Raw genomic sequence first — 16,294 nt, 5'->3', positions numbered from 1 at the left:
GCACGGTTTCCGGCCGGTCGTCGGCCGGCTTTGACGGACAATTCCGCGCATGGCCATCCAGACCGACGACTTCGCCGCCCCCCCGAAACGCATCGTCAGCGCCGCTGCAGGCACGCCCCAGGAAGAAGCCCTGGAACGCGCGCTGCGCCCGAAGCTGCTGGGCGAGTACATCGGCCAGACGCGGGCGCGCGAGCAGCTCGAGATCTTCATCGGCGCGGCCAGGAAGCGCCGCGAGGCGCTCGACCATGTGCTGCTGTTCGGCCCGCCGGGACTGGGCAAGACGACGCTGAGCCACATCGTCGCCGCCGAGCTGGGCGTGAACCTGCGCCAGACCAGCGGCCCCGTGCTCGAGAAGCCCAAGGACCTGGCCGCGATCCTGACCAGCCTCGAGAAGAACGACGTGCTCTTCATCGACGAGATCCACCGCCTGAGCCCTGTCGTCGAGGAAATCCTCTACCCAGCGCTGGAGGACTACCAGATCGACATCATGATCGGCGAGGGCCCGGCGGCGCGCTCGATCAAGCTCGACCTGCAGCCCTTCACGCTGGTGGGCGCGACCACGCGTGCGGGCATGCTGACCAACCCCTTGCGCGACCGCTTCGGCATCATCGCGCGGCTGGAGTTCTACACGCCCGAGGAACTCTCCCGGATCGTCACCCGCTCGGCCGGACTGCTGGGCGCGCCGATCGACGCCGAAGGCGCGATGGAGCTGGCGCGGCGCTCGCGCGGCACGCCGCGCATCGCCAACCGGCTGCTGCGCCGGGTGCGCGACTATGCCGAGGTCAAGGGCGACGGCTGCATCGTCAAGACGGTGGCCGACCGCGCGCTGACGATGCTCGATGTCGATCCGGTCGGCTTCGACCTGATGGACCGCAAGTTCCTGGAAGCGGTGGTGCACCGCTTCGACGGCGGTCCGGTCGGGCTCGAGAACGTCGCCGCCGCGATCGGCGAGGACGCCGGCACGATCGAGGACGTGATCGAGCCCTACCTGATCCAGCAGGGCTATCTGCAGCGCACCCCGCGCGGCCGGGTGGCCACGCTGGCGGCCTGGCGCCACCTGGGCGTGACGCCGCCGCAGCGCGCCGGCCTGGTCAGCGGCGGCCCCGACCTGTTCGGAGACGGCGCGTGACCGCGCTCAGGACAGGCTGTGCGCCGGCGTGAGGCTGCGGCCGCCATCGCTGCTTTCCTCGAGGGCGTCGCCTTCGAGGTGCTGGATGTCGCCCCAGCCGATCATGGTCAGCCGCTCGCCGGTGAACAGCAGGCGGTTGATGCTGGCGTTGCCGAGCTGCCAGGTGCGCGGCGCCTCGATGGGCATGCCGCAGGCGGCGCGGTACAGGCAGTCGAGCACGCCGCCGTGCGCCACCAGCACCACCGTCTCGCCGGGGTGAGCCGCCGCCAGGCGCTGGGCGGCATCGACCGAGCGCTGGTAGAAGACGCGCAGCGACTCGGCGCCCTCGGGCTCGAAGTCGGGCTCACGCGACTTCCAGCGCCGGACCAGGTCCGGGTGGATCGCCTCGATCTCCGCGACGGTGCGGCCCTGGAACAGGCCGAAGCGCCGCTCGCGCAGGCCCTGGTCGTGAATGACCGGCAGGCCGGTGCGCAGCGAGATGGCCGCGGCGGTATCGGCGGCACGGACCAGGTCGGAGGCGTAGATCGCCGCGATGTCCTCGCCGGCGAGCGCCTCGGCGACCCGCCCGGCCTGCCAGCGGCCGGTGTCGTTGAGCGGAATGTCGAGCTGGCCCTGGATGCGGGTGTCGACGTTCCAGGCGGTCTCGCCGTGACGGATCGCGAGAATGCGGGTGCCGTGGCCCATGCCGCGCCCCCTCAGGCGCCGGCGCCGAGGCGTCGGTTCAGCGTGTAGCTGCCGGTGATCGAGGCCTGGCCGAGCACATGGCCGGCGATCGCCTCGCGCACCTGCGCGCCGGTGAAGGCGCCCTCGACCGGGCAGCGTTCCAGGTCCAGCGCAAACAGCGTGAAGACATAGTGGTGCACCAGGCTGTCGTTGAACGGCGGGAAGGGGCCGTCGTAGCCGAAGTACGAACCCGACATGTCGGGGTTGCCGGCGAACCAGCCGGTGTAGTCGTTCAGGCCGTGGCGCGCGCCGTGCAGCGTCTCGGGGCCGGCCTTGCCGCGGGCGGTGAAGCCCTGGCTGAACTCGCCCTCGCCCAGCTGCGCCAGCGTGGGCGGCAGGTCGACCATCACCCAGTGGAAGAAGTCGACGCGCGGCAGCTCGGCCGGCACCTCGCGGTCGGTCTGGTTGACATCGTCGCCGCGGCTGGGCACGTCCGGGTCGTGGCAGATCAACGCCAGGCTCTTCGTGCCGGCCGGCAGATCGCTCCAGGCCAGGTGCGGGCTGAGGTTGTCGGAGAAGGTGACGATGCTGGCCTCGTCGGGGCGGCCGGCGGCGAGGCGGGCGGGAATGGCGGCGCCGTCGGTCAGGCTGTCGCTGCGGAGTTGCATGGGAGCGGTCTTCCTTGCGGGTTCGGGGACGCGGGGAGCGAGGGGCGCGCTCAGACGCCCCAGACGATGTCTTCCTCGGCGGCGGCGCAGCGCCGCATCATGTCGATCAGCGGCCAGACGCGCTGGCGCAGGCTCACGCCCTTCGGGGCCGGCAGCGTGCGGCCCTCGGCGGCGGCCTCGGCCTCGGCGCGACGGCGCGCCTCCTCCTCGTCGCGCACGGCCGACTCCAGCTGGCCGATCAGATCGGGCATCTGCGCCGGCTGGAAGATGCCCTGCGGCGCCGGCTCGCGACCGATCAGGCGCATCAGCCGGTCGCCGACCTCGGAGGTCATGATCACGTCGCCGGAGGCCTTGGAGCGGAACTTGTAGAGCATGGTCGGGCTTTCTCGAACGGTTCGTCGTTGCCGGATCCGGTCGATTCTGCCCGAGACTCAGGCCGGCGGCGTGTCGGACACGATGCCGAGCGCGGCGGCGATGCGCGCGCGCAGCAGCAGCGACAGCGCGCGGCGATCCAGGCCGGCCGACGCGATCGGCGCCAGGATGCCGATGCGCACCTCGATCACGTCGGCCGAGGCGATGCGCCACAGGCTCTGCAGCAGCGTGGTGTCGCCGATGTAGGCCGCCGCCGGGCTGACCGGGTGGCCGGGCTCGGAGAAGCGCAGCGCCAGCGGCTGCACCGGCACGCCCGCGGTGACCGCCGCCTGCAGCAGATTGGCGTGAAAGGGCAGCAGATGATGGCCGTCGGAGGTGGTGCCCTCGGGGAAGAAGGCCACCGTGTCGCCGGCGGCCAGCGCCTCGGCCGACTGGTGCACCACCCGCAGCGCGTCGCGCTTGCTCTCGCGCTCGATGAAGATCGTGCCGGCGGCCGCGATCAGCCAGCCCAGCACCGGCCAGGCCTTCACATCGGCCTTCGAGACGAAGCGCGCCTGCGGGCAGACCGCATGCACCGCGGTGATGTCCAGCCAGGAGACATGGTTGGCGGCGATCAGGTGCGCGCCCGGCGCGAAGCGCCCGTCCGGCCGCAGCCGCAGGCCCAGCAGCGCCAGCAGCTTCGCCGACCACCACTGGATGCGGGCGCAGCGGTGCGCGGCGCTGGCGCCGTCGAACTCCCGCCAGGCGACCCAGACGCCGTGCAGGATGTGCACCAGCACCCGGCCGAGGCGCCAGATCGCCCTGAGACTGCGCAGCACGCCGCGGCCCGGCCTCAGCGCAGCTCGTGCGCGATGGTGCCGGCGACCAGCGTCGCGCGCACCCGGCCCGGCAGCGCCATGCCGGTGTCGGCGAAGGCGAACGGGGTGTGCTTGCCCTGGCTGTGCAGCACATCGGGCGTGACCGGCCAGGTCTCGTCGGGATCGAAGACGCAGACATCGGCCACGCCGCCCTCGACCAGCCGGCCGGCGCTCGAGGCCAGCGAGCCCAGCGCATCGCCCAGAACCCGCACCGGATCCGAGGTGACGCGCGCCAGCGTCTGCGCCAGCGACAGCTCCTGGTCCTGGCCCCACTTCAGCGCCAGGCTGAGCAGCAGCTCCAGGCCGGTCGCGCCCGGCTCGGCCTCGCCGAAGGGCAGCGTCTTGGCATCGCCCTCGACCGGCGTGTGGTCGGAGACCAGCGCGTCGATCGTGCCGTCGGCCAGACCGGCTCGCAGCGCGTCGCGGTCGCGGCCCTGGCGCAGCGGCGGCGTCAGGCGCATCGCCGGGTTGAAGTAGCCGATGTCGACATCGGTCAGGTGCAGCGAGTTGATGCTGACATCCGCGGTGACCGGCAGGCCCTCGGCCTTGGCCTGGCGCACCAGCTCGACGCCGGCGGCGCTCGACAGACGGCACAGATGCACCCGCACGCCGGTGGCGCGCATCAGCTCGAAGAGGGTGTGCAGCGAGATGGTCTCGGAGGCCACCGGAACGCCCGACAGGCCCAGCCGGGTGGCCACCGCGCCGCTGGCGGCCACGCCCTTGCCCAGCCACGGATCGACCGGACGCAGCCACAGCGACAGGTTGTGCGAGGACGCGTACATCATCGCGCGCTGCAGCACCAGGGTGTCCTTGATCGCCGATTCGGCCTGCGAGAAGCCGACGCAGCCGGCGGCCGTCAGCTCGGCCATCTCGGTCAGCGCCTCGCCCTTCAGGCCGCGGGTCAGCGCGCCCAGCGGGAACAGCCGGCACAGCGAGAGCTTGCGGGCGCGGAACTTCAGCATCTCGACCAGGCCGGGCTCGTCGAGCGCCGGATCGGTGTCGGGCGGGCAGACCAGGCTGGTCACGCCGCCGGCGGCCGCGGCGTTGAGCTCGCTCTCGAGCATGCCGCGCTCGCGCAGCCGGGCAGCCAGGTCGACCAGGCCGGGCGCGACGACGCAGCCGCGTGCGTCGAGGGTGCGGCTGGGCTGGAAGTCGGTCGGCACCGCGCCGATGGCGACGATGCGGCCGGCGGCGATCGCCACATCGGCGATCTCGTCGCGGCCCGAGGCCGGATCGACGACGCGACCGTTCTGGATCAGGATCTTCATGCTTCGTTCCCCGCGATGATCGACATCACCGCCATGCGCACCGCGATGCCAAACGTCACCTGCGGCAGGATCACGCTGTGCCGGCCGTCGGCCACCGCCGAGTCGATCTCGACGCCGCGGTTGATCGGGCCCGGGTGCATCACGATGCAGTCGGGCGCGGCCAGCGCGAGCTTCTCCTCGGTCAGGCCGTAGCTCTTGAAGTACTCGCCGGCGCTGGGCAGCATCGCGCCGCTCATGCGCTCGTTCTGCAGGCGCAGCATGATGATGACGTCGGCATCGCGGATGCCCTCGGCCATGTCGTGGTGGACCTGCACGCCCATCTCGGCCAGATTGCCCGGCACCAGCGTCTTCGGGCCCACCGCGCGGATCTCGGGCACGCCCAGCGTGGTCAGCGCATGGATGTCCGAGCGCGCGACGCGGCTGTGCACGATGTCGCCGACGATCGCCACCCGCAGCTTGGTGAAGTCCTTCTTGTAGTGGCGGATCGTGTACATGTCGAGCAGCCCCTGCGTGGGGTGCGCGTGGCGGCCGTCGCCGGCGTTGACGACGTGGACATGCGGGGCGCAGTGCTGCGCGATCAGGTAGGGCGCGCCCGACTCGCTGTGGCGCACCACGAACATGTCGGCATGCATCGCCGACAGGTTGGCGATGGTGTCGAGCAGGCTCTCGCCCTTCGACGCGCTGGACTTGGCGATGTCGAGGTTGATCACGTCCGCCGACAGGCGCTTGGCGGCGATCTCGAAGGTGGTGCGGGTGCGGGTCGAGTTCTCGAAGAACAGGTTGAACACCGACTTGCCGCGCAGCAGCGGCACCTTCTTGACCTCGCGGTCGTTGACCGCCAGGAAGGTGCTGGCGGTGTCGAGAATGTGCGTGAGCACCGCCCGGGGCAGGCCCTCGATCGACAGCAGATGGATCAGCTCGCCGTGCTTGTTGAGCTGGGGATTGCGGCGCGAGAGCATCAGCGGGTCTCCTGGGTGTCGCGGACCGTGAAGCGGAAGCGGCCGGTCTCGTCGCGGTCGAGCGCGATCTGCTGGGTGGCCGGCAGCGCGATGCGCGCGGCGGCGAAGGCGGCCTGGATCGGCAGCTGGCGCCCGCCCCGGTCGACCAGCACGGCGAGCCGGACCGAGGACGGCCGGCCGAAGTCGAACAGCTCGTTGATGACCGCACGCGTCGTGCGGCCGGTGTAGAGCACGTCGTCGATCAGCACGATCGGGCGGCCGTCGACGCTGAACGGCAGGTTCGTCGCGTCGGTGGTCGAGCCCAGGCCGCGCGAGCTGAAGTCGTCGCGGTGCAGCGTGCTGGAGATGACGCCGTGCGGCAGGGCCAGGCCGAGATCGCGCTGCAGCCGCTCGGCCAGCCAGGCGCCGCCGGACCACACGCCGACCAGGACGGCGTCGGGCTCGAGCAGCCCGCGCACGCCGGCCAGCAGTTCGCCATAGAGCGCCTCGGCATCGAGATGCAGACTCATGGGGTCAATCCTTCGGTGGGTTCGTTTCTTCGGGGTCTTGTTCTTGCAGCCGCGCCAGCGTGGCAGCCCGCGCAGCGCGGTCGAGCTCGTCGAGGTGCTGCGTCAGCAGCAGGGCCGCAGCGGCGGCATCGGCATCGCGCGCACCGGCGGCCAGCACCTCGGTGGTGCTGTAGCGCTCGTCGACCTCGAACACCGGCAGGCCGAAGCGGCCCTGCAGCTGGCGCGCGAAGCGCTGGGCACGGCGGGTGTTCTCGTGGTCGGCGCCGTCCGGGTGGCGCGGCACGCCGACGACCAGCGCATCGGGGCGCCATTCGCGGATCAGCGCCTCGATCGGCGCGAAGCGGGCCTGGCCCTCGGCGGCGATGGTCCTGAGCGGCGAGCCGCGGCCCAGCGTGCGGCTGCCGCTGGCCACCCCGGTCCGGCGCAGGCCGTAGTCGAAGGCCAGATAGGTCTCGGGCGATCGCGGCTGGCTCATGCGTGACCCGCCTCCTGAGCCAGGAAGGCCGGGTCGATGCCCAGCAGCGACAGCGCGCGCTGGTAGCGCTGCTCGGCCGGCGTGTCGAAGATGATGGCCGGATCGGCATCGACGGTCAGCCAGCCGTTGCGCGACAGCTCGTCCTCGAGCTGACCGGCGCCCCAGCCGGCATAGCCCAGCGTGATCAGCACCCGGCGCGGGCCGTTGCCGCCCGACAGCGCCTCGAGCACATCACGGCTGGTGGTCATCGCCAGGCCGCCGGGCACCAGCAGCGAGGAGGCGTAGGCCGCCGCATCGTCGGCCGGGCGATCGTGCAGCACGAAGCCGCGCTCGGTCTGCACCGGGCCGCCGAAATGCACCGGCACGGCGGCCAGGTCCTCGCGGTCCAGCGCCATCTCGACGCGCTCGAACAGATTGGCGATCGTGATGTCGATCGGCTTGTTGATGACCAGTCCGAGCGCGCCGCGCTCGGTGTGCTCGCACAGGTAGACGACCGAGCCGGCGAAATGATCGTCGGCCATGCCGGGCATGGCGATCAGGAACTGGTTGGTGAGGTTGATGCTGCCAAGGCCGGACATGGCGCGGATTGTAGCGATCACGCACACTGCGCAGATGCCCACGCGACTGCCCCCCTCCCCCACGCTCGATCCGGTCGACCGGGCGCTGGTCTGGCTGCGCCGCGACCTGCGCGCCGACGACCATGCCGCGCTGCACCGCGCGCTGCGCCAGGCCCGCCAGGTCTGGTGCGTCTTCATTCTCGACACCACGATCCTGACCGGGCTGCCCCAGGCCGACCGCCGCGTCGAGTTCATCTGGCACGCGCTGCACGAGCTCGACCGGCGGCTGCGCGCGCTCGGCGGCGGCCTGATCGTGCGCCAGGGCGACCCGCGCGAGGAGATCCCGCGGCTGGCGAAGGCGCTGCATGTGCAGGCCGTGCATGTCGCGCGTGACCACGAGCCCGCCGCGATCGCGCGCGACGCGAAGGTGCGCGGCGCGCTGGCCGACGCCGGCATCTCCTTCCTCAGCTGGAAGGACCAGACGATCTTCGAGACCGACGAGGTGCTGACCGCCGCCGGCACGCCCTTCTCAGTCTTCACGCCCTACCGCAACGCCTGGCTGAAGAAGCTGGCCGAGGGCGGCGGCTTCTACCTGAAGGCCTATCCGGTCGAGCGCCACGCGCGCCATCTCGCCCCGGTGCCGACCGACTTCGACCTCGGCATCCCGACGCTGGAGGCGCTCGGCTTCGCGCCCACCGACATGGCCGCGCGGCTGCATCCGGGCGCTTCGGGCGGCGAGCACCTGCTGCTGGACTTTCTCGAGCGCATCGACCGCTACGACAGCAGCCGCGACTTCCCGGCCATCAAGGGCCCGAGCTACCTGAGCGTGCACCTGCGCTTCGGCACGGTGTCGATCCGCCAGCTCGCGCGGCTGGCGCACGAGCGGGTGACGGCCGGCTCGCGCGGCGCCGAGGTCTGGCTGTCGGAGCTGATCTGGCGCGACTTCTACTTCCAGATCCTGCACCACCATCCGCGTGTCGTCGGCCACTGCTTCAAGCCGGAGTACGACGCGATCCGCTGGGAGCACGGCAAGGCGGCCGATGCGCTCTTCGAGGCCTGGTGCGCCGGACAGACCGGCTATCCGATCGTCGATGCGGCGATGCGCCAGCTCGCGCAGACCGGCTACATGCACAACCGGCTGCGCATGATCGCCGCCAGCTTCCTGACCAAGCATCTGGGGCTGGACTGGCGCCGCGGCGAGGCCTGGTTCGCGCTGCACCTGAACGACTTCGACCTGGCCGCCAACAACGGCGGCTGGCAGTGGGCGGCGTCCACCGGCTGCGATGCGCAGCCCTACTTCCGCATCTTCAACCCGATGACGCAGAGCCGGAAGTTCGATGCGGAGGGGCGCTTCATCCGCCGCTACGTGCCGGAGCTGGCCGGGCTGGACGACGACGCGATCCACGCGCCCTGGCAGGCCAGGCCGATGGAGCGGCTGGCGGCAGGCGTGGAGCTGGGCAGGACCTATCCGCAGCCGGTCGTCGACCATGACGAGGCGCGGGCACGCACGCTGGCGCGCTTCGAGGCGGTGAAGAAGGTCGCGGCGCGGCGCTGAGCCGCGGCGGCGCGGCCAGGCTCAGGCCAGACTCAGAACAGCTCGACCGAGCCGAACTTCATGTTGTCCTCGAGCTCGCCGGCCGCCACCAGCGCGAGCTGCGAGCAGACCTGGTTGCGGCCGTGGGTCTTGCCGTAGTAGACCGCCTTGTCGGCCCGGTCGAAGCAGGCCTGCGGGGTGTCGCCGGCACGCACGTCGCTGAAGCCGATGCTGACCGTCGAGCGGCCGATGCCGATGAAGTAGTGGCTCTCCACCGCATGGCGGAAACGCTCGAAGGCGGCGCGGGCGCTGTCCTCGTCGGGCGCCGACAGCAGCACGACGAATTCCTCGCCACCGAAGCGGTAGAGGCGGTCGTCATAGCGGAAGGTCGAGCGCATCAGCCGGGCCAGCACCGTCAGCGCCTCGTCGCCGACCAGATGACCGAAGCGATCGTTGATCTGCTTGAAATGGTCGATGTCGATGACACCGAGCCAGTAGCGCCGCGGGCCGTCCTGGCGGCGCTCGGGCACGGCCGTCGCGGTGGCGGCCACATCGTGCACCGAATAGAGCCGGTGCGCGTCGACCACCGTCGCCTGCAGGAAGGTGGAGTCGAAGCTCTTGCGGTTGAGCAGGCCGGTGAGCGTGTCGCGCTCGCTGTAGTCGAGCAGCGACATGTAGTTGCCATGCACCCGCAGCACGCAGGCCAGCAGCGTGCGCACCGAGTCGCTGACCGGCCGCGAGGAGCAGACCTCGAGCACGCCGGCGGTGTGCAGGTCGCCGGCCATCGGCAGCAGCAGCAGATGCCGTTCGCCCTGCACGGTCGTCGTCACCTCGGCCCGCTCGAAGCACTGCCAGTGCGAGGGCAGGCTGGAGAGCACCAGCGGATCGCGCTCGTCGTCGGGCAGTTGGTCGGCCACGATCGGCGGCTCGCGGCCGGCACGCTGGAGGCCGCACAGGATCCAGAAGCGCGGACCGTCGGCCTCGCCGATCAGGCGCCACAGCCGCACCTCCTGCACCCCGTCGGTGTCGGACAGCGCAGCCAGCAGGGCCGAGTCGATCATGACCCGCTCGCGGGTGCAGGTCATCTCGATCAGCAGATCCAGCGGTGCCGCGATGGACGGTGCACACCGGCTAGGTGGGTTCTGGGACATCTGGAAAACTCCGTCAGAGCGGGAGAGGTGCCGCTACATCGGCATGTCGACGGATCAGCCTTAGCAGTTCCTCCTCGCCATAGGGCTTGCCCAGATAGCCGTCGGCGCCCAGCTCGTGCGCAAGATCACGATGCTTCTGCGCAATCCGGGAGGTGATCATGATGACCGGCAGGTCCGCCAGGGCCGAATCGCCGCGGATGTTGCGCAGCAGGTCGAAGCCGTCCATGCGCGGCATCTCGATGTCGGACAGCACCACCGCCGGGCGCTCGCCGGCCAGCAGCTCCAGCGCCTCCATGCCGTCCTTGGCCAGCGCGACCCGCAGGCCCTCGCGCTCGAGCAGCCGCCGGGTGATGCGCCGCACCGTGAGCGAGTCGTCGACCACCAGCACCAGCGGCGCCGGCCGCACCGGCTCGAGCGGCGCGGTGCCGCGCGGCAGCGCCTCGGGCACCTGCATCAGCTGCTGCGCCTCGGCGCCGTAGACCGCCGCCAGCGTGACCGGGTTGTAGATCAGCGCGACCGCGCCGGAGGCCAGCAGCGTCATGCCGGCCAGCCCCGGCAGGCGCGAGAGCTGCGGCCCCAGGTTCTTGACCACCACTTCATGGCTGCCGAGCACCTCGTCGACCTGCAGCGCCACCCGCTGCTGCGCCGAGCGCACCACCACCAGCGGCAGGGTGCGTGCACCGGCCATCTCCAGGCTGTGCCCGCTGCCGCCCAGCAGCGCGCCGAGCCAGTAGAACGGCAGACGCAGGCCGCCGTACAGGTACTGGCCGTCATGCGCGGCCTGCTGCACCTGCTCGAGCGGCTGGCGCTGCACCAGCTCGACCAGATGGGACGGCACCGCGATCGAGCGGCTGCCCGCGCGCAGCAGCACCACCTGCGTGACCACCGTCGTCAGCGGCATGACCAGCCGGAAGCGCGTGCCGCGCCCGGCTCGGCTGAGGATCTCGATGCGCCCGCCCAGCGCCTGCACCTCGGACTTGACCACATCCATGCCGACACCGCGCCCGGCCACCTCGGTCAGCACCTCGACCGTGGACAGCCCCGGCGCAAAGATCAGGTTCGCCAGCTCATGCTCGTCGAGCCGGGCGCCCTCGGCGATCAGGCCCATCTCGACCGCACGGCGGCGGATGCGCGGCAGATCCAGGCCGGCGCCATCGTCGCGGACCTCGACGCTGACCTCGTTGCCTTCCTGCTCGAGCGTGATGACGATGCTGCCGGTCGGATCCTTGCCGGCGCCCTGGCGCTGCTCGGGCGGCTCGATGCCGTGGGTGACGCAGTTGCGCAGCAGGTGTTCGAGCACCGCGTTCATGCGGTCGAGCACGCCGCGGTCGACCTCGATCGAGCCGCCGACGATGTCGAAGCGCACCTGGCGGCCGGTCTCCTTCGCCGCCAGCCGCACCACGCGGTACAGCCGCTCGGACAGGCTCTCGAACTCGACCATGCGGGTGCGCAGCAGATCGCCCTGCAGCTCGCGGGTCAGCCGGGCCTGCGCGGCCAGTTCGTCCTCGGCGGTCTGCAGCGTGCGCTGCAGCGCGCCGCGCACGGTGGCCACGTCGTTGACCGACTCGGCCATCATGCGGGTGAGTTCCTGCAGCCGGGTGTAGCGGTCGAGCTCGAGCGGATCGAACTCCTGCGCCGCCGCCCGCGCGGCCGCCTGGCGCGACTCGAGCTGGGTGTCGGCCTGCAGCGTCACGTCGTGGAGCTGGCGGCCCAGGCGCTCGAGGTTGTCGGTGAGGTCGCCCAGCGAGCCGCGGATCTGCGCCAGCTCGGACTCCAGCCGCGAGCGGGTGATGCTGACCTCGCCGGCCAGATTGACCAGCCGGTCGAGCAGCGGCGCACGCACCCGCAGCGGCTGTGGGTTGACCGGCGCGCGCTCGGGCGGCTGCGGCATCGCCGGCATCGCGGCGGCAGCGGCCAGGTAGCGGCTCCAGTCGACGCCCTCGCCGGGCTGCGCCGGCGGCAGCGCGGGCGCGGACTCGGCGGGCGGCTGCGCAGCCACCGCGGCACCGGCCGGCACCACAGCCGTCCGGGGCGGATCGACCAGCGAGATCATCGCCGCTTCCGGCGGATGGTTGGGGCGGCTCGGCTCGACCGGCGGCAGCGGTGCCGGCCGGGTGGCCCAGGACACCGTCAGCGTCGAAGGCGCACCGGCCTGACGGGCGCACAGCGCCTCGAAGGCCGCCGACAGCGCATCGATCTGGCGCGACAGCCGCTGCAGGCCCGGCCCGTCGGGCGCCATGCCCAGCGCCTCGACCGCCGACTCCAGGCGGTGCGCCATCTCGCCCAGGCGCATCGCGCCGGCCAGCCGTGCGCTGCCCTTGAAGGTGTGCAGCGCCCGCATCAGCGCCGGCGCCGGCTCGCACAGATCGGGGTCGCGCTGCCAGGCGGCACCCTGCATCTCGATCAGCGGCAGCAGCTCCTGGGCCTCCTCGACGAAGATCGGGAACAGGTCGGCATCGACCTGATCGATCTGGTCGATGTCGGCCTCGAGCTCGGGATCGGGCTGGCGCGCGGATGACGGCGCCAGAACAGGCAGGGGCTGCGGCGCCGCCGCCGCTGCCACGTCAGGCGCCATGTCGGCCGCCCCGTCCGCGGCCCTGTCACCGCTCAGACCGTCCGTCGGCGCAGGCAGGCGGCGCGGCACCTCGTCGAGCCAGGCCTGCAGCCGCTCCAGCACCACCGGCGAGGCCGGCCGCAGGAAACCGGCGGCGAACTGGTGCAGCAGCCGACGGATGTCGTCGCTGACGGTGACGAAAAGCTCGGCGTCTCCCGCCTCGAGCAGGGCATGGCGCTGCAGCGAGGGCACCTGCTGCAGCGCCTGCTCGAGCAGCCGGGCCAGCTGGGCCAGGTCGGTGAAGCCCACGGTGGCGGAGTTGCCGGCCAGCCGGTGCGCCAGCACCACCACCTCGGCGTCGAGCGCGCGCGGCAGCTCCATCGACCACAGCGTCAGCTCGGTGCCGAGCCGGCGCGAGACCTCGTCGGCCTCGTTCAGATAGATGTTGAACAGCGGGATCTGCAGCCGCAGCGGACCGATGACCTTGATCTGGTCGGCATCCGGATCGCGCTCGGGCTGGGCCGCGCGCAGCACCTCGGCGCCGACCTGGGCCCGGAATTCCTCGAGCTGGATCACCTCGGCCCCGGCCGGCGCGGCATCGGCATCGGCGTCCGGCATCTCGAGCGTCAGCGGCTCGAGTTCGGTGATCGGCGCGACCGGCTCGCGCACCAGATCGGACTCGGCCATCAGACCGCCCGCATGCGTGGTGGACGGAGACTGGGTGTCGGTCGGAGTCGGCATGTCCACCGACTCGGCCTGCGCCACCACCTCGGCCGGCGCCGGATCGGGGGCCAGATCGAGATCCAGGTCCAGGCCAGACGCGGGGGCGAATGCGGGTGCGGGCGGCAAGTCCGCCGGCGCCGGATGCGGCTCGCCCAGATCCAGGTCGAGCAGCTCGACCGGCGGCGGCGCCGCGTGTGCGGTCTCGGGCAGCAGCAGCGGCAGATCCATCGGCCGGGTGGCCTGCAGCGGCTCCATCAGCGGCGCGGTCTGGGTGCCGATCGGCACCTCCAGGTCGACCTCCAGGTCCACCGCCGGCTCGACGCCGGGCAGGCCGACGGACCCATGCGCCGGCATCGGCAGCGGCCGGCTCTCGCCCGGCAGCACCACCCGCATCAGCTCGCCGGCCTGGCGCATCGCCTCGGCGGCGGCGATCAGCGGCTCGGGCAGGAAGATCTGCGCGTCACCTCCGGCGATCGCCTCGGTCCAGGCCGACAGGTAGGCGATGGCGTCCCCGGTCAGCGTGCGCAGGTTCGGCGTGGCCGGCACCTGCGCGGCCAGCCAGTGGTTGTAGAGCTGCTCGCAGGACCAGGCGGCCTCGCCATAGGCGTTCAGGCCGACCATGCGCGCGCTGCCCTTCAGGGTATGGAAGGCGCGGCGCAGCCGGGTGATCAGCGTGAGACTGGACGGATCGGCCTCGAGCTGCCGCAGCGCGTCGATCGCATCGGCGATCACCTCGCGCGACTCCTCGAGGAAGACGTCGCGCATCTCGTGATCGTCCTCCAGACCGGTCGGCGCGAAGGCGGGCGGCTCGGCCAGCGGCGGCGGTGCCAGCGGACGCTCGGTCAGCGGCGGCCCCAGCGGGTCGAAGTCCAGCGGCGCGGTCGCGGTGGCCACGAAGTCCTGCACCGCCTGCACCGCCTGCGCCCGCCCGGCGCCATCGGCCTGCGTCAGCGCCTGGCGGGCCGCCTCGAGGCGATCGCTGAGCGCCGGCACCGCCGCCACCCGCGACTCGTCCTGCAGCGCCTGCAGCTGCGAGGAGATCTGGTCGAGCGGCAGCGTCGCCTCCCGCACCGCCTCGACCAGCGCCTCGGCGCGCTCGATCACGTCGACATCGACCGCCGAGCGTCCCATCAGCGGCGCCAGCACGCCCAGGCGCTCGTCGAAGACGAACAGGGTGCGCGCCACCTGCGGCTGCACGCCCAGCATGTCGACCAGGAAGCCGAGCGCGCCCAGATTGGCCGCCAGACGCTGGAAGGCGCCCAGCGTGACCGGATCCTGCGGCCCGCGGTCGTCGTGCAGCAGCTGCTCGACATCGGCGCGCATGCGCTGCAGCGTCGAGATGCCGGCATCGAGCCCCAGCACCGAGAGCACGCCGCGCATTGCGCCGAGCTGGCCCGGCACCGGCGCCAGCAGGCCGCTCTCGCGCGGGGAGCGGAAGAACTGGTCGATCTGGCGCTCGACCTCGAGCAGCGCGCCGCGCAGCTCCTGCACCACGCTGCCCAGGGTCTGGCGGTCGCTGACCCGGCGGTAGAGTTCCTCCATCCAGGGCTCGAGCGGCTGGGCGGGATGGCCGGACAGCACCCGGCCGATGCGCTCGGCCAGCCGGTGCGCGGGCGCGGCCACGCCGCCGTCGAAATCGCCCGCGTCGATCGCGGCCTCGAGATAGAGCAGGCTGGTCGCGACCTCCATGCCCAGCTCGGGCTGGGGCGCGCGGCCGCTGCGCAGCGTCGTCTCGGCGGCCTGGCTCAGGGCGCCGGCCAGCGCACGGCCGTCGGCGTAGAGCCGGCAGACCGAATCGCCCACCAGCGAGAAGGTCTCGCCCAGATGCAGCATGCGCTGCGCGTCGCCGGCCGCAGCCGCATCCCAGGCCTCCTTGGCGGCCTGCAGGCGACGGCGCGCCTGCAGCACCAGCGCCGGATCACGCCGGCCGTAGAGCGGCTCGTCATAGCTGACCAGCGGCTCGGGCACCAGATGCCAGGCGGCATGGACCGCACGCAGCCACGGCGCCGCCTGCGCCTCGGCCGGCCAGGCACGCGCGCAGTGGAACAGCAGATCCTGGGCCAGACGGTCGGACAGGTCCGGATCGCCCTTGACACGGCCGCGCAGCTGCGCCATCACCCGCGAGGCACTGCGCTTGACATACAGGTCGGGCGCCAGCAGCGCCAGCGCCCAGGCCTCGAAGAAGGCCGCGGCCAGCCGCCACAGCGCCTGCTCATGGCCTGCGCTGGCCGCGCCCAGCACCGCGCACTCGCGCGACAGCGCGGCCGCGGCGCCCGGATGGTTCTGGCGCATCAGCACCAGCAGCGCCTTCTCGAAGCGCGCCAGCTGCGTCGCGTCGGCCGGCTTCACCAGCGCCGCCGGCACCTCGACAGCGGCCGGCAGCGCATGCCACTGCCAGTCGCGCCGCCACAGATCGGCCGGATGAATGCGCTCGGCGCCGGTCAGCTCCAGCAGCGTGCGCCACTGCGCGAACAGCCCGACCGGCTGCACCGGCTGGCCGGCGAGCTTGCGCGCCAGGAAGTCGAGCAGCGCGAACAGCGCCTTCTCGACCGCCTCGACGCCGGCGCTGTCCAGGCGCTGCGGCCGCGCCACGAAGCGCTGCACCAGCTGCTCGGCCGAACGCATCACCAGCGCGGCCTCCGGCAGGTTGACCAGCTCGAGCGCGCCGGCGCCCTGATGGATCTGCTGGCGGGCCTGGCGCAGGATGGACGGATCGACATCGTCGAGGTCCGAGCGGTCGGCCTCGCCGACCTCGCGCAGGTAGCGGCGCAGCGACTTCTGGGCCGATTCCAGCGTGCGGCGCAGCTCGTCATGGACCCAGGCAAGTGCGCTGAGATCGTCGGTCGGGGCAGTGTCTCGGGGCGATGACATGGGA

13 protein-coding genes are annotated in these 16,294 nt (G+C 72.1%); 2 read left to right on the top strand and 11 right to left on the bottom strand.

What is annotated here, in order from left to right:
• The first annotated feature begins 49 nt into the window (after window positions 1-49).
• Window positions 50-1,129, top strand: coding sequence for a Holliday junction branch migration DNA helicase RuvB (gene ruvB / locus HZU84_RS03695; RefSeq protein ID WP_149502366.1), 1,080 nt, complete (start codon window positions 50-52; stop codon window positions 1,127-1,129).
• Between the two features lie 6 nt (window positions 1,130-1,135).
• On the opposite strand, the gene HZU84_RS03690 is transcribed toward ruvB, so the two are convergent.
• Genes HZU84_RS03690 through HZU84_RS03650 form a run of 9 tightly spaced genes read right to left on the bottom strand, consistent with a single transcriptional unit; the run spans window position 1,136 to window position 7,478 of the window.
• Window positions 1,136-1,813 carry a histidine phosphatase family protein gene (locus tag HZU84_RS03690; protein WP_149502365.1) on the bottom strand — a complete coding sequence of 226 codons (678 nt, stop codon included), beginning with the start codon at window positions 1,811-1,813 and terminating at the stop codon, window positions 1,136-1,138.
• Window positions 1,814-1,824: 11 nt separating this feature from the next.
• Window positions 1,825-2,460: a YbhB/YbcL family Raf kinase inhibitor-like protein gene (locus HZU84_RS03685; RefSeq protein WP_149502364.1), complete on the bottom strand. Its 636-nt coding sequence runs from the start codon at window positions 2,458-2,460 to the stop codon at window positions 1,825-1,827.
• Between the two features lie 50 nt (window positions 2,461-2,510).
• Window positions 2,511-2,834: a DUF1840 domain-containing protein gene (locus HZU84_RS03680; protein ID WP_149502363.1), complete on the bottom strand. Its 324-nt coding sequence runs from the start codon at window positions 2,832-2,834 to the stop codon at window positions 2,511-2,513.
• Window positions 2,835-2,891: 57 nt separating this feature from the next.
• On the bottom strand, window positions 2,892-3,650 hold the full coding sequence (locus HZU84_RS03675) for a lysophospholipid acyltransferase family protein (protein ID WP_149502362.1): 759 nt from the start codon (window positions 3,648-3,650) through the stop codon (window positions 2,892-2,894).
• Between the two features lie 14 nt (window positions 3,651-3,664).
• A complete protein-coding gene (locus tag HZU84_RS03670; protein WP_149502361.1) occupies window positions 3,665-4,957 on the bottom strand; it encodes a dihydroorotase in 1,293 nt (430 codons plus the stop codon).
• On the bottom strand, window positions 4,954-5,916 hold the full coding sequence (locus tag HZU84_RS03665) for an aspartate carbamoyltransferase catalytic subunit (RefSeq protein WP_149502360.1): 963 nt from the start codon (window positions 5,914-5,916) through the stop codon (window positions 4,954-4,956). Before HZU84_RS03665 ends, HZU84_RS03670 begins: the two co-directional genes overlap by 4 nt.
• Window positions 5,916-6,425: a bifunctional pyr operon transcriptional regulator/uracil phosphoribosyltransferase PyrR gene (pyrR, locus tag HZU84_RS03660; RefSeq protein ID WP_149502359.1), complete on the bottom strand. Its 510-nt coding sequence runs from the start codon at window positions 6,423-6,425 to the stop codon at window positions 5,916-5,918. The genes HZU84_RS03665 and pyrR overlap by 1 nt, the downstream gene beginning before the upstream one ends.
• A 4-nt stretch (window positions 6,426-6,429) precedes the next feature.
• Window positions 6,430-6,900: a Holliday junction resolvase RuvX gene (ruvX, locus tag HZU84_RS03655; protein ID WP_149502358.1), complete on the bottom strand. Its 471-nt coding sequence runs from the start codon at window positions 6,898-6,900 to the stop codon at window positions 6,430-6,432.
• Window positions 6,897-7,478, bottom strand: coding sequence for a YqgE/AlgH family protein (locus HZU84_RS03650; RefSeq protein WP_037477396.1), 582 nt, complete (start codon window positions 7,476-7,478; stop codon window positions 6,897-6,899). Before HZU84_RS03650 ends, ruvX begins: the two co-directional genes overlap by 4 nt.
• Before the next feature lie 34 nt (window positions 7,479-7,512).
• Between HZU84_RS03650 and HZU84_RS03645 the strand changes: the two genes are divergently transcribed.
• Window positions 7,513-9,012: a cryptochrome/photolyase family protein gene (locus HZU84_RS03645; protein WP_149502357.1), complete on the top strand. Its 1,500-nt coding sequence runs from the start codon at window positions 7,513-7,515 to the stop codon at window positions 9,010-9,012.
• A 32-nt stretch (window positions 9,013-9,044) separates the two neighbouring features.
• Here HZU84_RS03645 and HZU84_RS03640 read toward each other — a convergent pair whose 3' ends face one another.
• Entirely contained in the window at window positions 9,045-10,142 is a 1,098-nt protein-coding gene (locus HZU84_RS03640) for a GGDEF domain-containing protein (protein ID WP_149502356.1), read from the bottom strand.
• A 13-nt stretch (window positions 10,143-10,155) separates the two neighbouring features.
• Window positions 10,156-16,290, bottom strand: a complete 6,135-nt coding sequence (locus HZU84_RS03635; protein ID WP_149502355.1) for a hybrid sensor histidine kinase/response regulator — start codon at window positions 16,288-16,290, stop codon at window positions 10,156-10,158.
• Window positions 16,291-16,294 lie beyond the last annotated feature (4 nt).

The organism is Sphaerotilus sulfidivorans (assembly GCF_013426975.1).
Taxonomy (GTDB): Bacteria; Pseudomonadota; Gammaproteobacteria; order Burkholderiales; family Burkholderiaceae_C; genus Sphaerotilus; species Sphaerotilus sulfidivorans.
Note: the sequence above shows the minus strand (reverse complement) of the source record. Positions and strands in the feature narration are given on the sequence as shown.

Bases quoted from the DNA above. Each gene is read 5' to 3' on its own strand.
- HZU84_RS03650 (WP_037477396.1), bottom strand. From the start codon at position 7,478: ATGTCCGGCCTTGGCAGCATCAACCTCACCAACCAGTTCCTGATCGCC.
- HZU84_RS03685 (WP_149502364.1), bottom strand. From the start codon at position 2,460: ATGCAACTCCGCAGCGACAGCCTGACCGACGGCGCCGCCATTCCCGCC.
- pyrR (WP_149502359.1), bottom strand. From the start codon at position 6,425: ATGAGTCTGCATCTCGATGCCGAGGCGCTCTATGGCGAACTGCTGGCC.
- ruvX (WP_149502358.1), bottom strand. From the start codon at position 6,900: ATGAGCCAGCCGCGATCGCCCGAGACCTATCTGGCCTTCGACTACGGC.
- ruvB (WP_149502366.1), top strand. From the start codon at position 50: ATGGCCATCCAGACCGACGACTTCGCCGCCCCCCCGAAACGCATCGTC.
- HZU84_RS03670 (WP_149502361.1), bottom strand. From the start codon at position 4,957: ATGAAGATCCTGATCCAGAACGGTCGCGTCGTCGATCCGGCCTCGGGC.
- HZU84_RS03645 (WP_149502357.1), top strand. From the start codon at position 7,513: ATGCCCACGCGACTGCCCCCCTCCCCCACGCTCGATCCGGTCGACCGG.
- HZU84_RS03690 (WP_149502365.1), bottom strand. From the start codon at position 1,813: ATGGGCCACGGCACCCGCATTCTCGCGATCCGTCACGGCGAGACCGCC.
- HZU84_RS03665 (WP_149502360.1), bottom strand. From the start codon at position 5,916: ATGCTCTCGCGCCGCAATCCCCAGCTCAACAAGCACGGCGAGCTGATC.
- HZU84_RS03635 (WP_149502355.1), bottom strand. From the start codon at position 16,290: ATGTCATCGCCCCGAGACACTGCCCCGACCGACGATCTCAGCGCACTT.
- HZU84_RS03640 (WP_149502356.1), bottom strand. From the start codon at position 10,142: ATGTCCCAGAACCCACCTAGCCGGTGTGCACCGTCCATCGCGGCACCG.
- HZU84_RS03680 (WP_149502363.1), bottom strand. From the start codon at position 2,834: ATGCTCTACAAGTTCCGCTCCAAGGCCTCCGGCGACGTGATCATGACC.